Genomic DNA, 25,516 nt, shown 5'->3' with positions numbered 1-25,516 from the left:
TTACCCCTAAAACAACCCAAACCATTTTTTCTTTTTAAAGTTCATTTCGGGCTGAAGTTTTTCTATCTCTTCTCCATTAAGGACGTGTCTAGCGTTATGTTGTAATTGTTCAATTCGTTCTAAAGTTGATTGATGTAATTTAGCGTCTTGTAACGTTCGGTAATTAAAGGGCCGACGCTCTACATGATGTGCATCAGAAGCAATAAAATGTGCGAGGTGATTGTCTACAATCGTAATCGCTGCTTTTTGAATATTTTTGCCATGTTTTCCTGTTAAAGCGCCGACCGTCACTTGACTTAAAGCCCCCGCTTCAACAAAGTCATATAATAGCGATAAATCTTCTATAATGATTTTGTTACGTTCGGGATGCGCAATAATAGGAACGTAACCTTGTATTTTTAATTCATAAAATAACTCTTGTGTATAATTTGGTATTTGATTTGAAGGAAATTCAATGAGAAGGTATTTCGTATGATTGAGTCCTTGAATTAAACCTTCGTCAAGCGCTTTAAGAAACTGGTCATTAATCCTCACTTCTTGACCAGGATAAATGTGAATGTTGATATTTTCGTTAATCAGTCGTTCATTTAAAGCTTTCACTTGAGGTTCAATTTCTAAAAAAGTGTTATCAAACATTGGATGAAGATGATGCGGTGTGGCAATAATATCTGTGATGCTGTCTTGTTCGGCTTGACGTAACAGTTGAAGTTGATCTTCAACTGTTTTTGGTCCGTCGTCAATGCCATATAAGACGTGCGCATGAATGTCCACAGTCATCGTTCTTCTGCTCCATAATACGCATAATATTCATCACTTTTACCTTTCAATTTATTCAATACCACACCTAGTAGATTTGCGCCTGATTTTTCTAATAAATCTTTAGCGCGTTGAATTTCTTTGCGGTTATTATTATTAACATCAATGACTAATACAACTTGTTTTGAAATTTTTGCAACAAGTTGTGAATCCGTTACAGAATTTACTGGAGGTGTATCAATGACAATGAAATCATAAACATCTAATGCCGATTCAAATACATTGCGAAATGCTTTTGAGTTTAGCATTTCAGAAGGATTCGGTGGAACTGGACCAGATGTCAGTACATCTAAATTGTCAATATGTGTTTGTTTAATCGCAATATCTCCTGAAGATTGTCCAGAAAGCAAACTGGATAATCCTTCTTTATTACTCAATTCAAAAATAAAATGTTGTGTCGGTTTTCGCATATCCGCATCAATGATTAACGTGCGGTAATTTGATTGCGCATACGTAATGGCTAAGTTTGCACTCACTGTAGACTTACCGGAAGATGGACGCGCAGATGTAATGACAACACTTGTTAAATCATCATTCACGTTAGAAAAACTTATATTTGTACGAATGCCTCTAAATTGTTCACTTACAGGTGACTTCGGCGTATGATCCACAATTAATTTCTTTTTATTAGTTGTGGTCTTTTTATGCTTTTTTGATTTAAACATTGATGTTCCATCCTTTCTAGAATCGTTTAATTGAGCCTAAAACTGGTAATTTCAAATGGTCTTCAATATCTTGTTCATCTTTAATACGGGTATCTGTTAGTTCTTTAATGAAAATGAACAACAATGCTAAAATTAATCCAATTAAAAATCCTAATAATAAATTCATTGGTACATTAGGAGAAACTTTTTTAGCAGTATTACTAGCATCAGATAATATACTTACGTTATTAATATCCATAATTTCTGGCATTTCTTTCTTATATACATTAATTAATTTGTTGGCTATTTTTTCTGCTTCACCTTTATTGTCAGCTTTTACATTTACTGTTATAACTTGTGATTGAGCAGAACTTTGTACTTCAACTTTATTTTTTAAATTAGCAACACTATAACTTCCTTTAAGCTTTTTTGACACTTTTTCAAGAATCCTAGGGCTATTTACGATTTCAGCATATGTATTTACTTGTTGTAATGTACCTTGAACGTTTTGTTGTTGTTGTATGGGATCTTGCGCTTTTTCTTGGTTTACTAATATCTGACTACTTGCCTCATATTGTGGTTTTATAAAAACAAAAGTAATAACTAGACTCGCTAAAAAAAACATTAATGGTAATAATACAAGCAACCAAATATATTTCTTTAAAATATGTAAAATTTTGTTAATATCGATAGTATTTTCCATCATTTAACCTCCAACTTAATATCTTTATTTATTTTTTGTAAATAAATTTATATTTAGATAAAACCATTATAAATAGTAATGGAATAAATAAATACATGCATTCCTGCATATTAGTTGCTGTATCTCCTCTTATTGAACCACTTATAAATTGAATCGAAACTAAAACAATGAATATTATATTTAGACTACGTAAACCTTGATCTTTAGTTCTTAAATAACTAATGTAATTATCTATAATGCCGCACATGACACCAAAAAAGATGAACATTATAAATACTCCAATTAGTCCGCCATATAAATGGCTTTCTCCTACAATTCCAGGAGGAATTGACATTCCTTTATCATAATTTAAATTCAAGTTTTCTACTATTGCTTCTGACATAGGACGTGGTTTATCAGGAAAAATAGATCTAGGTACAAAAGATAATATAGGTTTTAAAAGTGTTAAGGGCGTTATTCTAGTATCATAAGCTAATATGACACCAGCTAATGAATATGATGCCGTTACATCTGTACCAATTGATAAATATTGTAAATATTTATCATAGTCCCCAAATAATATATCAGTAAAATTTTTTATACCTTCTTTAAACCCCAAAGTTCTAATACTCATCATCGCAGGTAAAAATACAGTGATAGTTGCTATTGCAAATGTAAGCAATTTCCAAAGACTAGGTACTTTATTTTTTTTAAAAATTATTAATGCAATAATTGCAATAACTGGATAAAGAATCAATCTCCTTCCAAATATAAATACCAAAACACTAAGTATAACTATTATTGATAATAATACATTGACTAAAGTCTCGCGTTTATTTTCACTATAGTAAACTTTTAATAAAGCTGAGTATACAAACCCAATTGTAGTTATACTCTGAAACATTTTTATAATTGGCGGTAATTCTAGTGTGGACGTAGTTCCTGAAATTATTACTTCCGCACCAATAATCATGACCATAATAAAAAACATAAGTAAAAAAATTAAGAAAATTTTATTTATACTCTCCTTATTTAATACATGTGGCTTTAGCATATTGTTATCTATACTTTTGATTTTAAAGAAATTGAAAATAAAGTTAGCTACAATAAAAACTATTAACCCTAACAAATACATCCACTTTAATTTTTCATAGAAGCCATCACTTAGATAAAACATATAGTCAAATTTTATATTTATAATTACTGGTAATAAAAAAGAAGTAGAGTACATTGCTAAAAAAAACAAGCTTACAAACCTAAATTTATTTTTTAATAAAAAAACAGCATAAAAAAAACTTATAAGTATAAAAGTGAGTATTACCAATTCCATCCTCCTTCCATATACTAATAAATCAAAAAAACAAATCATCACAAAATGCCCTTTAACTATAAATGGTCATTTTACGAAAAATTATACATCATAATCCATAATATTAATAGTTAAAATTTAATTTATTTTTAAGAAAGTTTTAAAGTTAAGGTTCTCAAATGATGTAAAGTAAAAACTTTTGATTATTGTCGTTATAACACTAATTGATTTATTTCAAACATCATTCAAAGTGTAATTTAACTTTTTTCGGAACACCCCAATAGGTTTTAAAGATCTCTGTCTTTTTTTCGTCATATGGAGAGGAGTGTTGCATATACGATTCAAACGGCAATCTTTCAACGGTATAAGAAGTAAGCGATGGGTTGTGTTGAATAGCGGTTTCCAGTGATTGAATGCGCTGATATTGCGCAATTGAAATGATACTAAAAATGATAATAAAACTGGTAGCCATCATAGTTGTCAAAATAAGTACGAAACGGTATGGTCTTATATTCACCTTTGATAGTAAGCCCATTGTTATAATCACATAAATGATATATACTGCGTAAAAGTTTCTAGGACCCATCGGTTGTACAATGAGTAAAGGCGCAACCATTACAGGAATAGTCCATAATAAGACGATACAATATCGTTTCATACGTCCTGGCGGTAACACTTTCAATATTGTCATCGATACACTAATAAAAAACAGTCCACCTACTATCACATTCATCAATGCGACACCAGTATCTCCTTGTTTATCTTGAAAATCAAAAGGTATGCGGATGAATAGCGTATAAACAGGTGCTGACATCAGTCCAATCATGTAATACCACTGTTTGAAACGTGAAACGACACGATGACGAACAAATAGCGCTAATAGTACTGCAATGATTGTCAAAATGACAATTGGTTGGAATATGATGTAGTCAGGAAATTTTGAAAGGAGTGTACCCAATACTTTGGATAACATTCCGTGTTGTGCATCAGATATTTTTTGATAATTGGAATGACCTGCTAAAATCTCCATATAATTTGGGTTCAAAAACATAACAGTTGCGCCAATTATTGTTGTAAAAAATAACACAATGGTATCGATTGAAATTGCTTTATATTTAAACCATATCCCGACGATAAATAATGTGACGATGACAACATTAAAGATGGTCATATTTTCCATAAACCATTGACCAATCAGTCCGACGAACAAAGCTCCTCTACGCTCCCAAGAATCGAGCGACCAACCTTCAAGTAACTTCAAATAACATCGCAATAAATATAGGGCACATAACGTAGCAGGTACATAATTATAAAACCCTGCAAACCAACCGTATATTTGACTATATATGGTCGTAGGGATTAATAACATAAATAAAAAAATGAGTAAATATGAAAAACTACGGTCACATTGTTGACGCTTCATATCCGTCGTGAATTGAAATATTAAAGCAATCACACCTACTGCGCATAAACTATAGCTCACATAACGGAAGAAAGGGAAACGTACCGCAACAATTTCTAATGTATTGCCTAAATATCGACCGTTTAGAGACTGAAAACCCTCTTTCAACATTTGAATACCGTAAGCACTTCCCCATTGTAAATCATCATGAATGAGTGGTGTTAAAACACTCATGATGAGGTAATACGTAAAAATCACTAATAGAATCCACTGATAACGATAAATTATTGTCACCATTCAACCCATTCCCTTTACTTAATAATTTGAAAATATTATATTGAAAATTTTTATGAATTTCTAACCCAAAGATATTTTTCAACAATAATTTAATGTTTTCTCAATATTTTCTTCATATTTTTAATAAAAGTAACCTATGGCACCGTGATTAACTTGTGTTGTAATCATCTCTAATGCTTTTCATTTGATAGTTAACTTTGTTTGAAGGTATCTCGACAAAGCATTTGTAGAAAAAATAAAAAGACATATTTACCTAATAAATAGCCTTCAAAGTTCATTAAAAATGATCTTTGAAGGCTTATGTCATATGAAATACTAATGGTGCAATTAAATTTGAAATACTGGTATCAACGGCGTTGATGGCGCATGTGAATTAAAAGTGCTTTATGCCGTATTATCATCCACATTTTATCATTTCCTTAAACGCTCATACACTTAGTTTATTGGTGAGCCGCCTGTAATACCGTACACTTGACCCGTGATGAAACTTGCATTTTCCGAAGCGAGTAGGACATATACGTCCGAAAGTTCTACAGGTTGACCAGCGCGTTGAAGCGGTTCTTTTTTACCAAAGTTAGGAATATTTTCTTGTGGTTGCCCTCCACAAATTTGGAGCGGCGTCCAAACTGGACCAGGCGCAACAGAATTGACACGGATGCCTTTAGGACCAAGTTGCGCTGCGAGTCCTTTCGTCAACGATATGTTACATGATTTCGTCATCGCATAATCCAGTAAATGTGCGCTTGGCTTAACCCCTTGAATAGACGATGTAATAATAATACTTGATCCTGCTTCCATGTAGTTTAATGCCTCTTGAATAGAGTACACATTAGAAAACACATTGATTTCGAACGTATCAGTGAGTTGTTGTGATGATAATTTTTGAATATCATATTCATATTGTTGCATTCCTGCATTGAGCACTAAAATATCGAGTCCTCCAAGTTGGTCATGTGCATCTTTCACCATTTGTTTCGCATAATCTGAATCTCTTAAATCCCCTGGAAGTAACACAGCTTTTCGGCCCGCCTTTTCAATGACGTGTTTGACTTCCTCAGCATCCGATTGTTCGTCCGGATGATAGGCAATCGCAACATCCGCACCTTCTTTGGCATAAGCGATAGCTGCTGCTCTACCGATTCCAGAATCTCCCCCTGTCACAAGCGCTTTTTTGTCCGCCAACTTGTTAGAACCTTGATACGTCTCTTCCCCACAATCAGGAACAGGTGTCATTTCACTTTGAATGCCTGGATATTCTTGTGGTTGTTCCTCATACTTTTCATTGTAAAATTGATTTAATGGATTTTGTTTTGCCATGTCATACCCTCATTTCTTTTTAATTACTAATCATAGTATTCCCACTCCTCTATACGAGAAACGTTGTATCATTCATGTTATAATGCAGATAACAATTTTAATAAATCAATATGTATATAAGGAGTAATATCATGTCAATTAAACAATTTTTTGAAGGTATGATTAATCGTCAATGGACGTTAAAAGAGGTCGTTTTAATCTTAGTGTATACAACCGTAATCAGCATGATTGTGACACCATTCATCGGTATTCCAGTTGGTATCGGCATATTTTATTATTTCAATATTTCTGAAGAAGAAAAACAAGCGATGCGTCATCGCTCACGTTACTAGTACGGGGACGTTAAGAAACGCTTGTGGCTTCGATTCAAACAATTACCTTTTACCGCCTTGGACGTATTGATGATACCGACAATGATTATTATCCCAGTTCAACTTTTTGGAACTTTGATAGCTCTTCTGATCACATGTATTACAATGGAGTTGTATATTACATTGAGAATAACTTTTAATTCATCAGACTGATTTAGGAGGGCATCGTCATGTCTCTAAATGAACTATTACAAAAATTTATGGATTATCGTTGGTCACTTACAGACGTTATTCTACTCATGTTTTTCCCCAGTTTACTTTCAACACTATTTGGACCTTTCATTGGTATCCCGGCGGGTCTCGCATTTTTTATCATCTTATTTATGGTTAATGAGGAAGACGAAGATGAGGAAGATGATCTTGATGAACGTCGTCAAAAGTAACTCACACCATAAATGTCATATCAGATCCTTTTCTTCATTCGACACAACATCATTTCATTTTAAATACAAAAAGCCTTCAACGTCATTTTAACTGATCGTTGAAGGCTATTTTTTGTATTGAACCGTATTATAAAAACGCTATTCTCATTATGATTTATTTTTATAGCCTAATCGGTCTACTATCGCTGAAATGGCACCATCACCCGTCACATTTGTCGCAGTTCCGAAACTATCTTGAGCCATATATAGTGCAATCATTAAACCGATAGCTGCTTCATTAAAACCTAGAATAGAACCTAAGATGCCACTTGCTGCCATAACCGATCCACCAGGAACGCCCGGCGCTGCAATCATAATCACGCCAAGCATGAGTATAAACCCTAACATTGTAGGAATGCTCACAAGCGATAAACTTGGTAACACAATCATCGCCGCAACTGAACAACTCACGAGCGTAATCGTCGAACCCGATAAGTGAATCGTCGCAAGTAACGGTATACTAAAATCCGCTAGTGCTGGCGTGACTTTGTTTGCTTTCGTTTGTTTAAGCGTTACTGGTATTGTCGCCGCACTACTCATCGTACCTACTGCTGTAAAATATGCTGGTAACATTGTTTTCAACATGCTAAAGGGATTGCGTTTGTTTAAAACACCCGCTATTGTATAAAGGATGCATAACCATACCCAATGTAATACGACTGCGATGATGAGCACAAGACCGAAGACTTTTAAAATACTCACAACTGTCCCTTGCGCCGTCATTTCTGCGAAGATTGTTGCGATATATAAAGGTAAAAATGGAATAATTACTTTTTCAATTAGCACTTCAACGATACGCTGTCCTTCATCAATCACTTTGATGATTGTCGTCGCTTGTACCGCATGCGCAATAATTCCAAACGCAAAAGCTGTAATGAGTGCGGTTAATACACCCATCAATGGATCAAATTCAAATGTAAAAAACGGCTTTATTTCCGGAGGCTCCCCTGGTATTTTTCCATTAGACGCAATCATTGGCATCAGCGTATACGCTACTGTTAAGGCAAGTAATCCTGCAATAATTGTCGAAGTATAAGCCACACCTACTGTCATGCCAACAAGGCGTCCTGACCCCTTTCCTAATGATGTGATACCCGCTGCGATAAAAAAGAAGATAATTAATGGAATCATATAATTAATAAATTGACCAAAGACACCCTTAATCGTCACTAAAATGCGATTTAAAATGTCAACATCAAATAATCCAATCACAATCCCCAATATAATCCCTGCTAAAAGTTTGCCTACTAATTTCATGAATGTTAAACCTCCCTTGTGTACAAAACCCCTTAAATGCAATATGTATTCAAAGTTATGCATGATAAGTGCTTTCTACTATTTTGCTACACAAAGTCAAGAAAGGCAACATAATTTTAAGCTACTTTTTATAAAAATTTCAAAATACTTTTCTAACATAATAAATTAAAACCTTAGTGCACTGCGATAATCCCAGTCTTGTCACTAAGGTCATTTTACAAATATTTTATTTTCTTGTTTTCAATATTTTTTCTTGAATCGATTGAAAAGCATGCCAATCCTCATCCGTATAATAGGTGATTTCAAAGTGTTCAAGTTGATGTTGCACGAATGTCCGAACATCATCGGGCATATAATTTAAAACACCAGGATAATACCGTTCATAAAAATCTAAATTGGTGTATGCTACCCATTGTTCGGCTTCTTTAGGAATATCATTTACAAGGTTCGTTGCTACGTCACGACCAAGATGTTTTAATACATATAACGCGAGAAAATCTAATTTTACATTTTGCCCCCATATGATATGAGTTGGGTTTAACATTATCTTATCTAAAGGCAATCCTAATCGATTTCGATCATTTTCAATCATTACTAGTAATTGTTGTTGTGTTACAACTTCTGGTTGGGACACTTTGACAGTCTGAATCGCTGTATTCAACTCGTCTCCCCACTGTCTACATGCAATATGCGTATGCCCTACAGCAGTTAAACCTAATGTATGTGGCAAATTCACCATGCCTGCAATGGCTTGTTCCGCTTCAATCTTTGTCATATTCGCTGTAATAGGATTCAATTGCAATCCTGTGATCATATAGCGTGTATTAAAATAATCTTTATACAAAATCGCACCAATTGCATAGTAGTCAGAGGTAATTAAAGGAAAGTGTGTCTCCATCACATTTGTTTTGACAATTCGACTATTCCAACGATCAAACATGTCATACATATGTATAGACTCTGATCCAAAATCAAGTGACACTTTATTCGTGTCACCAGGTGTAAGCGATAAAGCAGATAAATTTGATACATCACCACTAAAATTAAGTGTTTTAACCTCATTGCTAATCATTTTATTTAAATTCCAAAATCGTAATCCTGTACTACAAATGACTCGCGCGTTCGTTCGTTTTTCGATTTCAGATTTTGTCGGTGCTGATACTTTAAACGCAAATTCAATTTCATCATAATATTGACCACATAAGGCCGCGAAAGCTTCTGCGACAAGGTCATTACGAATATCAATAGGGTCGCTCATTTCAAAACGAATATCCCCCATATGCACGTCATCATAGTAATGCGCTTGTATAAACCCTTCTTGATTTACAATATCATCAAACGTAATTTTCATGACAGACACGTCTCCTTATTCATTCCCCACAATCATTTTAACGTATAGATGTAAATTTTTTATTAACATCACGTGCTCATTTAACGTCGATGCGCCTTTTTTCGTAGACACAATATACACGCTTTTACAAGTAATTTGTGCCCTGCGTTTTAGATGGGCGTTTCAATGGTAAACATACTATGCGTAAACGAAAATATAATGGAAAGGAGTGCGACTAAGATGTCGAACAAAAAAGATCAACATTTAAAATCATTTCGTACAAATAACAATGATAAAGCGATGACGACAAATCAAGGCATAAAAGTATCAGAAGATGAAAATACGTTACGAGCCGGTGAGCGCGGTCCAAGTTTACTCGAAGATTTTCATTTCAGAGAGAAAATGACACACTTTGACCATGAACGTATTCCAGAGCGTATCGTTCATGCACGTGGTTACGGCGCACATGGAGAATTTGAAGTGTATGAAGATTTATCAGATTATACGTATGCTGATTTCTTAACCCACCCTTCTAAGAAGACCCCTGTTTTCGTAAGATTTTCAACAGTACAAGGGTCTAAGGGCTCTTCAGACACGGTTCGTGACGTGAGAGGCTTTGCGACTAAGTTTTATACTGATCAAGGCGTGTTTGACCTTGTTGGGAATAATATCCCTGTTTTCTTTATTCAAGATGCCATGAAATTCCCGGATTTGGTCCATGCTGTCAAACCTGAACCGCATCACGACATGCCTCAAGGTGGTTCTGCACATGATACATTTTGGGACTTTTTTGCGCAAAACCCCGAGTCGACACATACCACAACGTGGGTAATGAGTGACCGCGGCATCCCTAAAAACTTTCGACAAATAGAAGGCTTTGGCGTGCATACATTCCGTTTAATTAATCAAAATGGTGATGCACACTTTGTGAAATTCCATTGGAAACCGAAACAAGGCTTAGAATCTATGGTATGGGATGAAGCTCAAATTGTTGCAGGTAAAAATGCTGATTTCCATCGTCAAGATTTATACGAAGCGATTGCCAAAGGCGATTATCCCGAATGGGAACTTGGACTTCAAATGATTCCAGAAAGCGATGAATTTCTTTTTGATTTCGACATTTTAGATCCAACTAAAATTTGGCCAGAAGATGAGATACCCGTAAAAATCGTTGGTAAAATGACGTTAAACCGCAACGTTGATAATGTTTTTGCTGAAACAGAACAAGTTGCTTTCCACCCTGGCCATATTGTACCTGGATTAGACTTCACGAATGACCCATTACTTCAAGGACGATTATTTTCCTATACTGATACACAAATTTCTAGACTTGGGGGGCCTAACTTTCATCAAATTCCAATCAACCGCCCTGTAAATCCGGTACACAACAATCAACGTGATGGCATGCATCAAATGCATATTCATCAAGGTCAAGTGGCTTATCACAACAATGCGCTTAATCATAATTCGCCGCATACCACTACACCTAAAGAAGGTGGTTTCGAACATTATCAAGAAAAAATTGATGCGCATAAAATCCAAAAACGCAGTGAAAGTTTTAAAGATTACTACACACAAGCACGATTATATTTAAATAGTTTATCTCAGCCAGAATTTGACCATACCGTTTCAGGATTTTCATTTGAACTTGGTAAATGTGTGAACGTCATGATTAAACAAAATGCAGTGAACCAACTGAATAAAGTGTCCCGTACACTCGCAGAACGCGTCGCTGAAAATATCGGCGTATCAGTGCCTGATGTAAATGAGGAAGTACAGCTCAATCAATCGGATAGTCAACTTACTATGGATAAATATGAGCGCCCTCTTAAAGGCCATTCAGTAGGAATCGTTGTAGATGGTAATATTACAACTGACATTTTAAAATCATATACTCAAACCATGGTAGATTCTCAATTAAACTATGCATTTATTTCTGATAAGCCACGCCATATTGAAGAAGATTTTGGTATTACAGAAACATTTGATACTGTACACCCAACATTATTTGATAGTCTCATCGTTTTAACAGACAATGACACAATTTTCGATCAAACAAAAGCATTTGCTGAACTGACTTACCAACATTTTAAACCCCTTATCCTTACTGACAAAGCAGTAACAGCATTGTCAAACAGTCGTGTAGATGCGACACAACCCGGTGTTATCGTATCTAATGATCCTGAAGCTGTGGTACACGCTTTTCTTAAGCCACGATACTGGGATCGACAATTATAACAACTTTATACGAGGTGATTGGGAATGGATTTTAAAAAGTTACATGATGAAATAAAAGGCTATACACAAGATACACAACCTGGATCTGAAAAAGATATGCATCCGAAACCTGTAAGTGAGTTGGATAGTTATAAAGCTGCTGGAAAACTTAAAGGTAAAGTAGCATTAATTACGGGTGGTGATTCAGGTATCGGTCGTGCAGTTGCAATTCTCTTTGCGAAAGAAGGCGCGGATGTTGCGATTGGTTATTTAAACGAGCATATTGATGCTGAAGAGACTGTTAAACGTTTAGAAGAACTTGGTGTAAAAGCCAAAGCCTATGCACATGATTTGCGTCAAATCGATGAATCGAAAGTTTTGATTAATAAAGTAGTCTCAGATTTTGGTGGACTCAATATTTTAGTCAACAATGGTGGCGTTCAATTTCCACAAGATGACTTTTTAGACGTCACTCCAGAACAAATCAAAGCGACGTTTGAAACGAATATTTACGGCATGATGTATTTAACACAAGCAGCGTTACCTCACCTTTCAGAAGGCGATAAAATTATTAATTCAACAAGTGTGACTGCCTATCGTGGCTCTGCACATTTAATCGATTATTCTTCGACAAAAGGTGCGATTGTATCCTTTACACGCTCACTCGCAACGTCATTAATGGAAAAAGGTATTTATGTCAATGCTGTCGCCCCTGGCCCTATTTACACACCACTTATTCCAGCTACATTTGATGCTGATAAAGTTGAAAATCAGGGTAGCGATACGCCTATGGCTCGTCGTGGACAACCAGCTGAACTTGCACCATCCTATGTCTTTTTAGCTTCCACAGATAGTTCTTACATGACTGGCCAAACGTTACATTTAAATGGTGGCGATTTCTTAACATCGTAACCCGATTATATAAAAAGACCTTCAAAATTCATTTTTTTTGATGAATTTTGAAGGTCTTTAATAAATGTACTCATATGGATATATATCTACATCAAAGTATCTTTTTTTATAATTCATCCAACATCACGATATTATACGATGACTTGTCTATCCATAGTGTACTGTAAAATTGGCACATCTTGAGGACGATGGACGTCTCATCTCTTGCTATCACAGTATTTTATTACGCCTTATCTAATGATAATTCTATTTATTTTGATGTCCCTCATATCGCTTAAACAAACTTTTCAACAATGGTACACTTAATAAAATACACCCTAATGCGAGCCCAAATGATTCATTATTATTTCCCGTTTCAGGTAACATACGTGCATGTACGTAATACGTTTGGGCATCATCGCGCATGTTAGTATTTCCATGATTGCCTTGTTGACGTTCCTTTTTCAATACAAATGGCTTTAGTTGTACATCTTTTGTCATCACACTGTGACTCTCATTTCCCTCTACGACAGAATGAATATTCCGACTCAATGATAGCCCTTCTTCCATGACAAGATGTGATGACCAATTTAAATCTATCCCTTCAATCATAGGTGTTATAGACAGGTCTGAGGTGTTCAAAATTGATATGTCATTTGATATTTCCTCCTCTGACATTCGTCCAAATAGCAATGATGGTAAATGTCTAGTCATGACATCTTGAGGTGAAGCTTCTTCTAAAGTGACTTCTGGTAAGATGGGTACATCCACTACATCGTTCGTTTCAACACTCGTTTCAGATGAGGGAAGTATTTGTTCCGCTTCTGAAAGATCTTTTAGAGATGTCAACTGCGGCGTTTCCACGAATTCATCTTCTTGTAGCAAATCAACTTTGGATGGCAAGTCTTGCACAGTTTTGTTTGATTCAGGCAGGGCCTCAACCATTGAAGCAGCTGCTAATGCTTCTCCCTTTTGTTTTTCTGCAAGTTCAGGTGCATCAGCCGTTGTGGGCGCTTTTACTTGTGATTCTTTCACTTCAGGCACGGGTTCGCTTGATTCAGTTGGTGCATCAACCACTAAAGCCCCGTCCACTCCTTCAGTCGTATTTTCTGGTGCCACTGTTTCTGAAACTGATGTTGATATCTCTTCTTGTGGCATTTTCACTTCAGATGCTGGTGCTGAAATAACTGGTTTAGGTATTTCAGGACTTTGTACTTCGACTACATTTACATAGGCGACTTCAGATCGTTGATTTGCAGCATTGTATTCATACACCTGAACCACATCACCTACATTTAACTTCATCTGCGTTTCATATGGTACACCAATCATCCACGTCCGATTTTTCCCAACCTTTGTCCACATCATTTGTCCATCAGGAAACCATGCGACAATCATATTTCGGTACTGATTACCAGTACCCCTAATAATATTTTTACCAATTTCTAAATGCGAAACACCTGGAGGATTAGGTGCTATAGTATCTATCACTTGTGTAGATACGGTTCCTGATTGTTGTCCAATGTTGTCATTCAACCTTATTGATGTTGCACTTTCAGATTGTGAGATTAAATTGGGTGTAGGCACTTTCTGTTCAACTGAAACTTCATTGGTATGGACGTTATCTTTCATATTATGTTCCATTTCATTCTGTAATCCCAAGCTTTTTTTAGGGAGATTCCCCTCTTCTATTTGTGAAGGTATTAACGTTGAAGTCTCTAACACTTCAGCCGCTTGTATTTCTTCCGTTGCACCAAAATAAAACAGTGCCCCAAACATGACTGATGCAAGACCAATATTCAATTTACGAATTGTAAATCGTTGCGCACTTTGTTTAAAATTGTACGTATTTTGATATTTCAAATAGGTTCATTCCTTTATGTTTGATTCAATATAATATTTATAATTATATAGTATCAGAACACAGGTGCGTATAAAAGTAAATTTTGTTGCTTCCTATACATTAATTTCTACTGTCTCGATAGCACACATAATGAATGATGATTAAATCGCTTTTTAAACCATTAGACTTTAATGTTTTACGTATATAAAACATGCATAGGATATAAATTATTTCATTTTTTGATTATCCCTAACGCCTCGCTTTTCTAGGCGCCTTACCTCAAAATGGATTTTCGGTTTCGGCTAAGGAAGCAATCAAAGTGATGTTTTAATACCTTCCCCACATAAAGACTCAATTTATATATAAATATAACCAACAAAGTTCATGTACGAAGAACTTTGTTGGTTTTCTTGAATCATCCCAGCCCCGTTTGGAGGATGAGACATAGCAATTTCTATAATCAAATCAGCCACACACTTCATTTATTCATGAACATTGCTGCCTACACATATGCACATTGATAAACAAGTACTCCATAATGAAGTCATAAAGAGAACATAAAAATACAATAAACTTCATTTGGATTAGGTCTTTAGCCGAAACTTCTGACGTACCCAGAAAAGCAAGGTTTAGCCTACAATTAAAATTGATGCGCTATCCATTAAATGTTATTGAATTTGATGTTTTAAACGATGAAATGTTAAATGACCAATCCCTAACAAAAGCACCACTGTAACCCCTAATACCACACAGTATGGCATTACACTTTCTGGCCCTTGAATACCAATGACCGGTGCAATCGAACTGCCTAAAATAAATTGAAATAAACCTAAAAGGCTTGAAGCACTACCGCTTCCACCAGTTCTCATTTGCATAGCTAAACTAAATGCGATCGGCCCAATTGCTGTAACCGGTGTTACGGTTATAAATAAACTAACGACCAAATAGGCAATCGGTAAATGGCACAAACATACAATTATTGTAAATAATGCACCAACCACTTGAATCATAATAAATAAAGTGAGTACATGCAGTTGTGGCATAAAGCGTAAACAGAGATTAGATACCTGGCTTGATATTATCAATCCAATCCCAATAATGACCATTAATAAACTAAATGATTGCGGCGTCATACCATAAACATTTTGTGTAATAAATGGTGCACCTGCTCCGTAGCTAAAAATCATAATGTACGTGACACCTTGTAAAAACATAGGCAACACAAAAGATGGTGTTTGCAGTAATTGTATAAAGTTTTTAAAAACGACAGAAAGTTTCTCTGCACGTGTTTGACTATATTGAATCGTTTTCATGTGGGGTTGCATTAAAACAGAGATAAATAAAATAAGTCCAATAGCAGCCAATGCAAGAAAGATGTAACGCCAAGTTCCAAATGATAGTAATAATGCATTGGCTAATGGTGCTAAAATCGAAATCATACCATTAACCACCATCAACGCTGTAAAAAAACGGCTGAGATGGGCACCTTTAAAACTTTCCCCAGCAATAGCACGTGCAATAACAATCGCACCGCCCCCTGAAAGACCTTGAATAAACCTTAATACAAGTAAGACATACACAGAATGACTAATCACAATACATAAAGATGCAACGATAAGCATTACTAAAATCATCATCGCTAATGTCCGTCGCGACATGCGATCTGCCATAATACCAAACATAAATTGTCCCATTGCAATCCCGATCATTGCAATGGATAAGGTCAATTGTATTTGTGATGTAGAGGTCATTAAATCTTTTTGAACTAATGGTAACGCAGGACTATACATATCTGATAAAAGTGGTCCGAAAGCAGTCATAGTGCCTAATAAAATAATAAATACTAACGGCATAGACGTTGATTTTTTTTCAATATTTTCCATACATGTTGTGCCTCGATTCTTTATGAAAATCTTTCCCATTGTACCATATCTTTTAAAATATGGTTATGTAGGGTGTATCACTGCACGAATATACGATGCATCTGCACCACTGATTTTTAAAGGCAATCCTATAAATTGATAGGCCCCTGCATCAACATGTGCTAAACGCAAATTTTCAATATTATACATGCCATGTTGTGCAAGTCGATGATGATTTTCAAGAGATTCAGATTCGATAGTATCCACTGAAGGCACATCTACACCAATCACGCGAACACCTATAGAAGCAAGGTAATCAATCGCATCAATACTTAATACAGGTATTGTTTCAGGAAAGACAGAAGGATGGCTTTGTCTTCGGGTTTTCAATAACACGATACTTCCTTGAATAAGGCAATCTCTCAATTGTTCTACATCAATGACTGTTGTATCAAATAGCTCTAACACAGTAGCGGTACCGATAAAATAGTCCACCGGTAACTGATCCACCGTAAGGCCATCGTCATCAAAATGCTTGGGTGCATCAACGTGCGTCGCAATATGTGTGCTCCCTACAATTTCACCAATGTTTACGGAATGTGTCTGTGCTTTCGTCGCAAAATAATTAAGTTGAAATGGTGTATCCCCTGGCCACTCTGCCCAATCTTGTGACAGTGCATGCGTAATATCAATCCACATTTTTATTCTCCTCACATTTAATATAGAAAGTAAAAGGAGTAGAATTAAAATCATTTCGATTCCTACTCTACTCCTTGTTCATTGTGGTTTTATGACAGTTCATTTGATGTTTTCGATTGTGACATATTCAACCAAGCATTAATATTATGTTCAATGCTTCCAATATTGCCGCCACATCCTTTATCTAATACGCGCAAAAAGTCTAAATGCCCGACTTCAGGATAGATAATTGATTTGACTTCCGCATGGCGAGCTTCAAATTTTTCTACAGTCACAGCAGAGTCTTTGTTTGGAAAAATAACATCATCTTCTCCTAATAAAAATAGCACTTTAGGCATATGTTCAATTTTATCTATATCATCTAAATAGTCCGCTTTCAACGTATACATAAGGTCTGTAATCATTGCATCGACAGGTGCTAAATACTCTGTAAAATTAAATTTATCTGAGTGTTTTTTTGAGACACCTTGATCAAGGATAAATTCAGGAATACTCTTTATCATTCCATCCTGGTGATCAGGTTTAATATCCTTGAACACTTCATAAAAGAGTTTTGAAATACGTAATTCTTTATAATCAATTTTAGCTGCACTATTTAAATAAACGAGATGCGTAATTGGTAATGTATTATAACCGGCAATTTTCGTCGCAATCAATCCGCCCATAGAATAACCTATCATTGCCATACGCTTAATGTTGCTATGTGCAATTTCTTGTTCTAACGCTTCATTAATACGTGTCGCATAATCTTCTAAATTATGATCCATTCTTGATAGCGATGTACTCTTTCCACGTCCAGGACAATTGATAAATATTAACTTGGCATGATGAAGATATTTCGCAAATACTGTCATGATCTTATAGTTCATTATAGCCCCGTGCAATAATACTATGGCATTTTCAGAATCATTATCTCCTATTGTGACCATTTCTAATACGTCTCCATCATGATGAGATAACTTAACAGTATACGGCTCGTAGTGATTAAATAACATGAATGCTCCTCAGTCTCTTTTCTAACTTTTCATTTACACAAACATACATGCAAAGTATTTAATTAATATTATAGTAGAAATTCGTCAAAATTGCATAAGTCATAAGCCCTAAATTTTAATAATATTTAACGCCCCATAATCTTTCTTCACATTTTTGTATAATATATTTTAAAACCTCGATACGTGCCGATTTTTTGTGATCAGCTGGTACAATCAGCCAAGGTGCATGCGGCTGTTGTGTCTTTTCTATCATATCGTGACTAGCTTCTAAATATAAATCCCATTTTTCACGATTCCGCCAATCTTCATCTGTAATTTTCCATTGTTTATTCACATTTTCTTCTCTATCTTTAAAGCGCTTCAATTGCTCATCTTTATCTAAAGTGAGGAAGAATTTTAATACTATTGCCCCATCATTAACCCACATTTGTTCAAATGCATTTATTTCATCATATGCTCTAGACCACTCCTCACGAGTGGCAAACCCCTCCACACGTTCTACGAGTACACGCCCATACCAACTACGGTCAAAAATTTCTATGTGGCCGCTTTTAGGCATATCTTTCGCAAAACGCCATAAGTAATGATGGTTTAATTCTACATCTGTCGGGGCACTAATGGCGTTGACTTCATAACCTGTCGGATCTAGATATTCTCTGACACGCTTAATGTTACCCCCTTTACCTGCTGCATCCATGCCTTCATAGACCAGGATCAGTGGGATTTTGCGTTCATATAACGCAAATTGCAATTCTTTGAGGCGAAGTTGTAATGATAAAACCAATGCATCATAATCACTTTTGCGTACTTTTTCAATATCCACATTAAAAATATCAGTTTTAAACTCATCACTAAAAGCGCCGTCAACGTTCTTTTTACGATTGCGGTGTTGGTGGATGGCTTTTTCAAGACGTTCGATCAAGTGTTTATACATATGTTCTATAGCGTGTGCTCTATTCGTATAATCAATCACTTCCCACTCATCGTTGAGTAATAATTGAAATTCATTGCGATATACATCAGACGGAATAACATTTTCATACTCTTGCGCTTTCCAATTTGTTAATGGATTGTCTTTCATTTCATTAATATGTTCTTGACGCTTAGCTTCATCAATTTGAATATAAAATTTAATAATTTCATGGCCATCGTGTTGAAGCATCGTTTCAAATGAATGGATTTCATTTTTTAATTTATCATAACTTTTAAACGTACTTTTTTTAATTTCATGAATTTTGTAGTCAATGTAATGGGCGTACCAACTTCTAAAATATATATTAATCTCGCCTTTAGAAGGAAGTGTATTCCAATAATTTTGTAAAAATTGGTAACGTAAATCGTGTTCTGAAGGGGTTTTTGTAGCAATAAAATGCGTATACTTTGCATCTAAAGTTAATAACAATTCATTTGTTAAACGTGTTTTACCTGAAGCAGGCACCCCTTCAAACACCACCATGACAGGTATCCCTAAAGCATTACTCTCACGTGTCAACTCTGCGGCTTTCAGTTGTAGTATTTCAATCTTCTTATTCATATCTCATCACCTCGGTTAGTCTATTATACGTGTATTAAAAGATAGCAATCAATATCCCGTTGGTAAAATATCCTTTTTTTGTTGTTTTTCACATTTAGTACGATGTAAATTTTGACATATAAATTACAATTCAATGAATTCCTGTAATATTTGTAACATAATGGTATATTTTCTTTATTTTCAGAATTCATCTCTAACGAATGTCGTTATCCTTTCAATTTTATATCTCACTAAGAAATATTCAAATTTCATATCACAAGCACATTACAAATCATCTTTTTGCAATATTCTCGTAATGTTTTGTTATCAATTCGTAATTTACATCATCACATATGCCTGTTAGAGTGTGGTTGTTGAAATTTTTGGTTAAGCAAACTTTTTGAAAATGAAAAAAATTTATTTGGAGGACTTTCAATTATGAAAAAAACATTATTAGCATCATCATTAGCAGTAGCAATCGGTGCGACAGGTGTCGCTGCACATACAACAGACGCTCACGCAAGTGAAGTATCTCAATCTTCAATCGACAAAGCAGCTTTAGCACATAAAGCTTTAAATAACGATCCATCATTAAATCAATCACCTATCCAAGCAGGTGCTTACGATTATAAATTTACTTTCGAAGGTACAAACTTCCACTTCTGGTCAGATGGTACTCACTTCGGTTGGTCATACAATGGTTTTGGTAAAGCAACTGTAGCTCAAACTCATGACGTTTCTGCTCAAGCTTCACAACAATCTGAAACAAACAATGCAGCAGCAGTTCAATCTAACCAACAAGCTTCTACTCAAGCACCAGCTGCAACTCAAGCACCTAAAACAACTCAAACTTCTACAAGTGGTTCAGGTGTAAACAGTCACTTACAATTAATTAAACAACGTGAATCTGGTGGCGACTACTCAGCAGTTAACCCATCATCAGGTGCTGCAGGTGCATACCAATTCTTACCATCAACATGGAACGCTGTAGCGCAACAAGTTGACCCTTCATACGTAGGTGTTAACCCTGCTCAAGCACCAGCTGCAGTTCAAGATAAATTCGCTCAACATTTATATAACACTGGTGGCGCAGGTCACTGGGTAACAGCATAATTCAATGCTACTTTAAAGAGTCCTATGAGGGCTCTTTTTTTATTCATTGAGAATTGATTATTTGTCTTCCTATAATACGTCACTGTTTTATCCTTCTTAATGTAGTATTACCTTAAATAATTTTATATATTCAAAATAGCATCCCTTTTCCTCAAACTTGAAGAGCTATATATCGATGTTTATACGGTACGTACTCGCATTCAAATCCATCATCATCATTAACGTACATACGCATGTTATTTTTTGATATTAACATATGAGCACATCTCCTATTATTTCCATCGTATGATTACCAAAATAGATTTCACATTAAAAGTACGGTGCACATCCTTTATCATCCTCATATTTATAATGATTTCACACATTTTCACAAATAACTTTTCATCTTTTGTACCGCTTTTCTTCTATTATATATGTGTTTTTTTCTATTTACGTGAATTCTTATTAATCACACTAAATTTTAGCCTAACATCATTAGATAAATAATTTAATCATTAAATAAAGCGCTCAATCTTTTAATATTTTTTCTCTTCCTGTCATTCTCCTACTGAAAGTGAATTTAGTGTGACATTTCACACGTTACTACCCAAATTTATCTATCCAAGCTTTATAATTTTTTGTTCCCAAATAACAATTAATGAGTCAAATTGTTATCTTTTATTTCAGTTTTGTTACAGTACGACTTAAAATCGTTTACAACGCTTTACTTATAGTTAATATGTGCTATGATTCTAGAGGATTGCATAAAGCACATAGAAAACGATATTAAAATTTAGATAGGGAGACTTTTTTACAATGAAAAAATTAACTACTGCTACAATCGCTACGTTCGGCTTGGTTACTTTAGGAGTTGCTGCACAAGATGATGCTCAAGCTGCTGAGCAACACACGTCATCATATGCGTATACAACTTATTACTCACAAGAAACTAACGACTATATTACAGTAGATCAATATGGTAACAAACACCATACTTTAGATGGTAACTGGGATCCATCTGCACAATACACTTACTACACATTTGACGCTAACGGTGTGTATGATTTCTATTATTACAACTATAACGGAAGCTATAACTATAGCTATTCTTCACAATATTATACAACAGCAACACCTGCTGCGAGATATAACTATGAAAACACTTCATACACTTATAACTACTCAGCACCAAACTATAATTACAATTATAGCTATAACTATAATGCACAAAGCACTGTTCAAGCACCTGCTGCTTCAACTACAAGCTACAACACAACAACAACTGCTGCGCCAGCACCTTCTAACTCAGGTTACTCAAGCACACCAGTTCGTTTCACATCTCGTGGCGGTGCTAATCTTTACACTGCTGGTCAATGTACGTACTACGTATATAACCGTGTAGGTGGCGGTATCGGTAACACTTGGGGTAACGCTAACAACTGGGCAAGCGCTGCACGTGCTGCTGGTTACACAGTAAACAACACACCTAGAACAGGTGCGATCATGCAAACATCAGTAGGTCCTTACGGCCACGTTGCATACGTTGAAAGTGTAAACAGAAATGGTTCTGTAACAGTTTCAGAAATGAACTACGGCCACGGTGCTGGTGTTGTGACATCACGTACATTATCAGCTAGCCAAGCTGCTACACAAAACTTTATCTACAGATAAGATCATCTATTGAAACACGTTACCTTAATCGGTAGCGTGTTTTTTTGTTATTAAAAGCATGTCATACAATAATTACCCTCCATGCTTTGATATCATCTATGAGCAACTTATTGGCACATTGTGGGCTGTTTGGTTACACTCATTTCAATACTTCTATAAAGGATTGTATCCATGAAAAAAATATCGGTAACATTTTTAAGTGTACTCATCTTAGTAATAATCCCTTTATTGCTCATCATTTATAATACGCATATCCAAAAATTTATCTCTGATATACAAAAAGATGAGCATTTCTCACAAATTTTAAATCAAGATCGACAAACACACGGGTTTGGAACATATGCGCATGGTTTAAAATTCAATGGCGATAATCGTCACTATGGTATTGATTATCGATTACCTGAAAACACAGATGTTCTGGCTGCTACAGACGGCACAGTGACGCGAACATTTAAAAATCAGTTTGGTGGAAATGTACTTGAAATTCAAGAATCCAATCGGCGATATTATCAATGGTATATGCACTTAAATACGTTTAAAGTGAAACCAGGAGATGTGGTAAAAGCTCAAGAAGTTATTGCACAATCGGGTAATACTGGTGAACAAACGACAGGTCCTCATTTACATTTTCAACGTATGAAAGATGGCATCGGCAATCGTTATGCTGAAAATCCAGCCGCTTTCATTGAATCATTGCCACATGGACAACGAAGTTTATACCGTTTAAAATAAAAAAGTGCCGTTTACATCACATCACGTGATTTTACGGCACACTTTTTTTAATGCTCATTAAGTTGATCTTGTTGAATGTTTAAATGAATTCGTTCCATTTTGCGTTCTACATCCCCTATTTCAAGCGCACATTCTCTTAAAGTTTGACGATACATGTCTCTATCACCATTGGTTGATTTATAATGTAATTGATGTTCTAAGCTCGCCCACATATCCATTCCAATCGTTCTTAGCTGTATTTCTACAGGCGCTTCAATCGTTCCATCCGTTAAAAATACTGGAACGGACACGACAATATGCAAACTTTTATAGCCATTTGCTTTAGGGTACTGAATATAATCTTTTCGTTTTAACAGCTTTATGTCTGCTTGTTGCAATAATAGTTGTTCAACGTTATAAATATCATTCATATAGTTACAAACTACTCGGATTCCAGCAATATCCATAATATGTGATTGTGCGGATTGGGCCGAAATTTCGAAGCCTTTTCGCTTCAGCTTTTGTAATAGGCTCGGTATTTTTTTTACACGTCGCTCCATATGATGAATCGGATTATGTGCATTTTTCAACTGAAAATCTTGATCTAAAATATGAAGTTTTGTACTAATTTCTTCTAATGCCGCCCCATAAATATGTTCTAACTTAATAAATTGTACAACTTGTTCGATATTATCCTCAGAATGTATCGCTTTTTGTGTATACGTTGCAACTTCACTTTTTAAATTTTCAATATTAATGGGTATTTTTTTCTCTACAAACATACAGTCACCCCGTACTTTATCTCTTTCATTACTAATGTACTACTTTAGCAACAAATTTGATAGTTATACGGGGTGCTTTTAGTATTAAAATTATTTTTTATGTTTTAGCGAAATGACAATACATCTTCTACCGGTAGACGTACGGATTCACGCCCTTCCACAGCTGCTTTACCCACTGCAATGATCATCACAGGCATGTAGCGTTCTGAATCGAGACCTAGCGCTTCTGCAATAACATCTTTTTCAAAGCCGCCAATCGGATTTGTATCATAACCATAATATCGTGCAATGAGCATAAATTGCATCGCTGCCAAACTACTGTCGATTTTAACAATATCATTCATACCTTGGCGATCTAGGCTTTCATATAGCTCAACAAATTTCGCAACTTGAACATCTTTAACTTCTTGTGGCATGAACCCTTTTTCAACCGCATCATCATATATTTTATCAGCATATTCATAGTTCTTCATATCTCCAAAAATAACAACCATAGCTGCAGATGTATCATTTTGACGCGTGTTAAACTGCACTAACGGGCGTAGTATATCTTTTCCTTCAGGTGTATCAACAACGACAAAACGCCAAGGTTGCATATTTACAGATGATGGTGCTTTCGTAGTAAGTGTGATCATTTCTTCCATTTCTTCTCGCGGAATTTTTACATTCGGATCAAATTGTTTAACCGAACGTCGACTTTCTAATACGGATTTAAAATCTTTCATATAACAACATCCCTCTCTCACCATAATAAATATTATTTTGATTAAATTAAGTTCAATTCAATTATATGTAACCGTTCTGCGTCAATCAAGAAAAAAGTGTTATACTATTACAAAGAGATCAAGGGGGCCAATATGATGACATTAGAACATGATGACTTAAAAAATGAACTATGTTTTTTATTTTATGTTGCTTCTAAAGAAGTCATAAAGAAGTACGCGACACACTTAAAGTCATACGATTTGACGTATACATCATACATCACTTTAAAAGCGATACAGCCTAATGAAGTTGTAAATATTAAAACATTAGGCAATCGTATTTATTTAAATTCAGGTACACTCACACCATTAATAAAAAAGCTTGACCAAAAAGGATTCGTTCAAAAACTTCGTAATGAAGACGATGAACGAAACCTGAATATTTCTTTGACCGAAAAAGGCGTTGAGGTGCGCGACTATTTATTTAAAGTCACGAATGAAGTATACAAAGAATTAAATTTCGAAGGTGACGACATGGAACAATTAGTTCAAGTATTAGAGCGTTTCATTAAAAATAATTTCAACCAAGATTAAAATCATCCTATATAGAGCGTTTGGAATAACACCTTTCTATCAATTTAAAAGCCTTCAAAGTACATGGTTAAATGCACTTTGAAGGCGATTGATAT

At 35.2% G+C, this 25,516-nt stretch carries 23 protein-coding genes; 8 read left to right on the top strand and 15 right to left on the bottom strand.

Annotation, left to right across the window (positions count from 1 at the left end):
• Positions 1-6 precede the first annotated feature (6 nt).
• From SHYC_RS02050 to SHYC_RS02025, 6 genes are all read right to left on the bottom strand, one after another.
• Positions 7-777 (bottom strand): tyrosine-protein phosphatase, encoded by a 771-nt coding sequence (locus tag SHYC_RS02050; protein WP_039644072.1) that lies wholly within the window; start codon positions 775-777, stop codon positions 7-9.
• The gene (locus SHYC_RS02045; RefSeq protein WP_052257789.1) at positions 774-1,481 is read right to left on the bottom strand and encodes a polysaccharide biosynthesis tyrosine autokinase; all 708 of its coding nucleotides are present in this window, start codon (positions 1,479-1,481) and stop codon (positions 774-776) included. The genes SHYC_RS02050 and SHYC_RS02045 overlap by 4 nt, the downstream gene beginning before the upstream one ends.
• 16 nt (positions 1,482-1,497) lie before the next feature.
• Positions 1,498-2,163: a YveK family protein gene (locus SHYC_RS02040; RefSeq protein WP_039644070.1), complete on the bottom strand. Its 666-nt coding sequence runs from the start codon at positions 2,161-2,163 to the stop codon at positions 1,498-1,500.
• Between the two features lie 28 nt (positions 2,164-2,191).
• On the bottom strand, positions 2,192-3,466 hold the full coding sequence (locus SHYC_RS02035) for an O-antigen polymerase (RefSeq protein WP_039647495.1): 1,275 nt from the start codon (positions 3,464-3,466) through the stop codon (positions 2,192-2,194).
• 226 nt (positions 3,467-3,692) lie between these two features.
• Positions 3,693-5,150 (bottom strand): DUF6056 family protein, encoded by a 1,458-nt coding sequence (locus SHYC_RS02030; protein WP_039644068.1) that lies wholly within the window; start codon positions 5,148-5,150, stop codon positions 3,693-3,695.
• Positions 5,151-5,585: 435 nt separating this feature from the next.
• The gene (locus SHYC_RS02025) at positions 5,586-6,467 is read right to left on the bottom strand and encodes an SDR family oxidoreductase (RefSeq protein WP_039644066.1); all 882 of its coding nucleotides are present in this window, start codon (positions 6,465-6,467) and stop codon (positions 5,586-5,588) included.
• A 131-nt stretch (positions 6,468-6,598) separates the two neighbouring features.
• Between SHYC_RS02025 and SHYC_RS02020 the strand changes: the two genes are divergently transcribed.
• Positions 6,599-6,799, top strand: a complete 201-nt coding sequence (locus SHYC_RS02020; RefSeq protein ID WP_039644064.1) for a VraH family peptide resistance protein — start codon at positions 6,599-6,601, stop codon at positions 6,797-6,799.
• A 209-nt stretch (positions 6,800-7,008) separates the two neighbouring features.
• On the top strand, positions 7,009-7,221 hold the full coding sequence (locus SHYC_RS02015; protein WP_039644062.1) for a hypothetical protein: 213 nt from the start codon (positions 7,009-7,011) through the stop codon (positions 7,219-7,221).
• A 147-nt stretch (positions 7,222-7,368) separates the two neighbouring features.
• Here the strand turns inward: SHYC_RS02015 and SHYC_RS02010 are convergent, their stop codons facing one another.
• On the bottom strand, positions 7,369-8,517 hold the full coding sequence (locus tag SHYC_RS02010) for a dicarboxylate/amino acid:cation symporter (protein WP_039644060.1): 1,149 nt from the start codon (positions 8,515-8,517) through the stop codon (positions 7,369-7,371).
• A 226-nt stretch (positions 8,518-8,743) separates the two neighbouring features.
• Entirely contained in the window at positions 8,744-9,868 is a 1,125-nt protein-coding gene (locus SHYC_RS02005; RefSeq protein WP_039644058.1) for a hypothetical protein, read from the bottom strand.
• 219 nt (positions 9,869-10,087) lie between these two features.
• Here SHYC_RS02005 and SHYC_RS02000 point away from each other — a divergent pair, with 219 nt between their 5' ends.
• Positions 10,088-12,085 carry a catalase gene (locus tag SHYC_RS02000; protein WP_039644056.1) on the top strand — a complete coding sequence of 666 codons (1,998 nt, stop codon included), beginning with the start codon at positions 10,088-10,090 and terminating at the stop codon, positions 12,083-12,085.
• Between the two features lie 24 nt (positions 12,086-12,109).
• Positions 12,110-12,976, top strand: coding sequence for an SDR family oxidoreductase (locus SHYC_RS01995; RefSeq protein ID WP_039644054.1), 867 nt, complete (start codon positions 12,110-12,112; stop codon positions 12,974-12,976).
• Between the two features lie 246 nt (positions 12,977-13,222).
• Here the strand turns inward: SHYC_RS01995 and SHYC_RS01990 are convergent, their stop codons facing one another.
• The 5 genes from SHYC_RS01990 to SHYC_RS01970 all read right to left on the bottom strand — a co-directional run bounded on the left by SHYC_RS01990 (position 13,223) and on the right by SHYC_RS01970 (position 19,888).
• Positions 13,223-14,818, bottom strand: coding sequence for a YSIRK-type signal peptide-containing protein (locus SHYC_RS01990; RefSeq protein ID WP_039644052.1), 1,596 nt, complete (start codon positions 14,816-14,818; stop codon positions 13,223-13,225).
• A 648-nt stretch (positions 14,819-15,466) separates the two neighbouring features.
• Positions 15,467-16,681: a Bcr/CflA family efflux MFS transporter gene (locus tag SHYC_RS01985; protein ID WP_039644050.1), complete on the bottom strand. Its 1,215-nt coding sequence runs from the start codon at positions 16,679-16,681 to the stop codon at positions 15,467-15,469.
• Positions 16,682-16,744: 63 nt separating this feature from the next.
• Positions 16,745-17,359, bottom strand: a complete 615-nt coding sequence (locus tag SHYC_RS01980; protein WP_039644048.1) for a cyclase family protein — start codon at positions 17,357-17,359, stop codon at positions 16,745-16,747.
• 89 nt (positions 17,360-17,448) lie between these two features.
• Positions 17,449-18,354: an alpha/beta fold hydrolase gene (locus tag SHYC_RS01975; protein ID WP_052257788.1), complete on the bottom strand. Its 906-nt coding sequence runs from the start codon at positions 18,352-18,354 to the stop codon at positions 17,449-17,451.
• 115 nt (positions 18,355-18,469) lie between these two features.
• Positions 18,470-19,888: a phosphate--AMP phosphotransferase gene (locus SHYC_RS01970; RefSeq protein WP_039644046.1), complete on the bottom strand. Its 1,419-nt coding sequence runs from the start codon at positions 19,886-19,888 to the stop codon at positions 18,470-18,472.
• A gap of 417 nt (positions 19,889-20,305) precedes the next feature.
• On the opposite strand from SHYC_RS01970, the gene SHYC_RS01965 reads away from it, so the two are divergent.
• The 3 genes from SHYC_RS01965 (at position 20,306) to SHYC_RS01955 (ending at position 23,362) form a co-directional block, all read left to right on the top strand.
• Entirely contained in the window at positions 20,306-20,980 is a 675-nt protein-coding gene (locus SHYC_RS01965; RefSeq protein ID WP_039644044.1) for a transglycosylase family protein, read from the top strand.
• Between the two features lie 795 nt (positions 20,981-21,775).
• Positions 21,776-22,630, top strand: coding sequence for a CHAP domain-containing protein (locus SHYC_RS01960; protein WP_039644041.1), 855 nt, complete (start codon positions 21,776-21,778; stop codon positions 22,628-22,630).
• A 171-nt stretch (positions 22,631-22,801) separates the two neighbouring features.
• On the top strand, positions 22,802-23,362 hold the full coding sequence (locus tag SHYC_RS01955) for a M23 family metallopeptidase (RefSeq protein ID WP_039644039.1): 561 nt from the start codon (positions 22,802-22,804) through the stop codon (positions 23,360-23,362).
• 47 nt (positions 23,363-23,409) lie between these two features.
• Here the strand turns inward: SHYC_RS01955 and SHYC_RS01950 are convergent, their stop codons facing one another.
• Together SHYC_RS01950 and SHYC_RS01945 are read right to left on the bottom strand one after the other, a co-directional pair.
• Complete coding sequence (locus SHYC_RS01950; RefSeq protein WP_039644037.1) at positions 23,410-24,123, bottom strand: GTP pyrophosphokinase; 714 nt, start codon at positions 24,121-24,123, stop codon at positions 23,410-23,412.
• Positions 24,124-24,227: 104 nt separating this feature from the next.
• Positions 24,228-24,848, bottom strand: a complete 621-nt coding sequence (locus SHYC_RS01945) for a nitroreductase family protein (RefSeq protein ID WP_039644035.1) — start codon at positions 24,846-24,848, stop codon at positions 24,228-24,230.
• 135 nt (positions 24,849-24,983) lie between these two features.
• Here SHYC_RS01945 and SHYC_RS01940 point away from each other — a divergent pair, with 135 nt between their 5' ends.
• A complete protein-coding gene (locus SHYC_RS01940) occupies positions 24,984-25,421 on the top strand; it encodes a MarR family winged helix-turn-helix transcriptional regulator (protein ID WP_039644033.1) in 438 nt (145 codons plus the stop codon).
• Positions 25,422-25,516 lie beyond the last annotated feature (95 nt).

The sequence above is a fragment of the Staphylococcus hyicus genome (genome assembly GCF_000816085.1).
GTDB lineage: Bacteria > Bacillota > Bacilli > Staphylococcales > Staphylococcaceae > Staphylococcus > Staphylococcus hyicus.
This window is presented reverse-complemented; position numbering and strand designations above follow the sequence as displayed.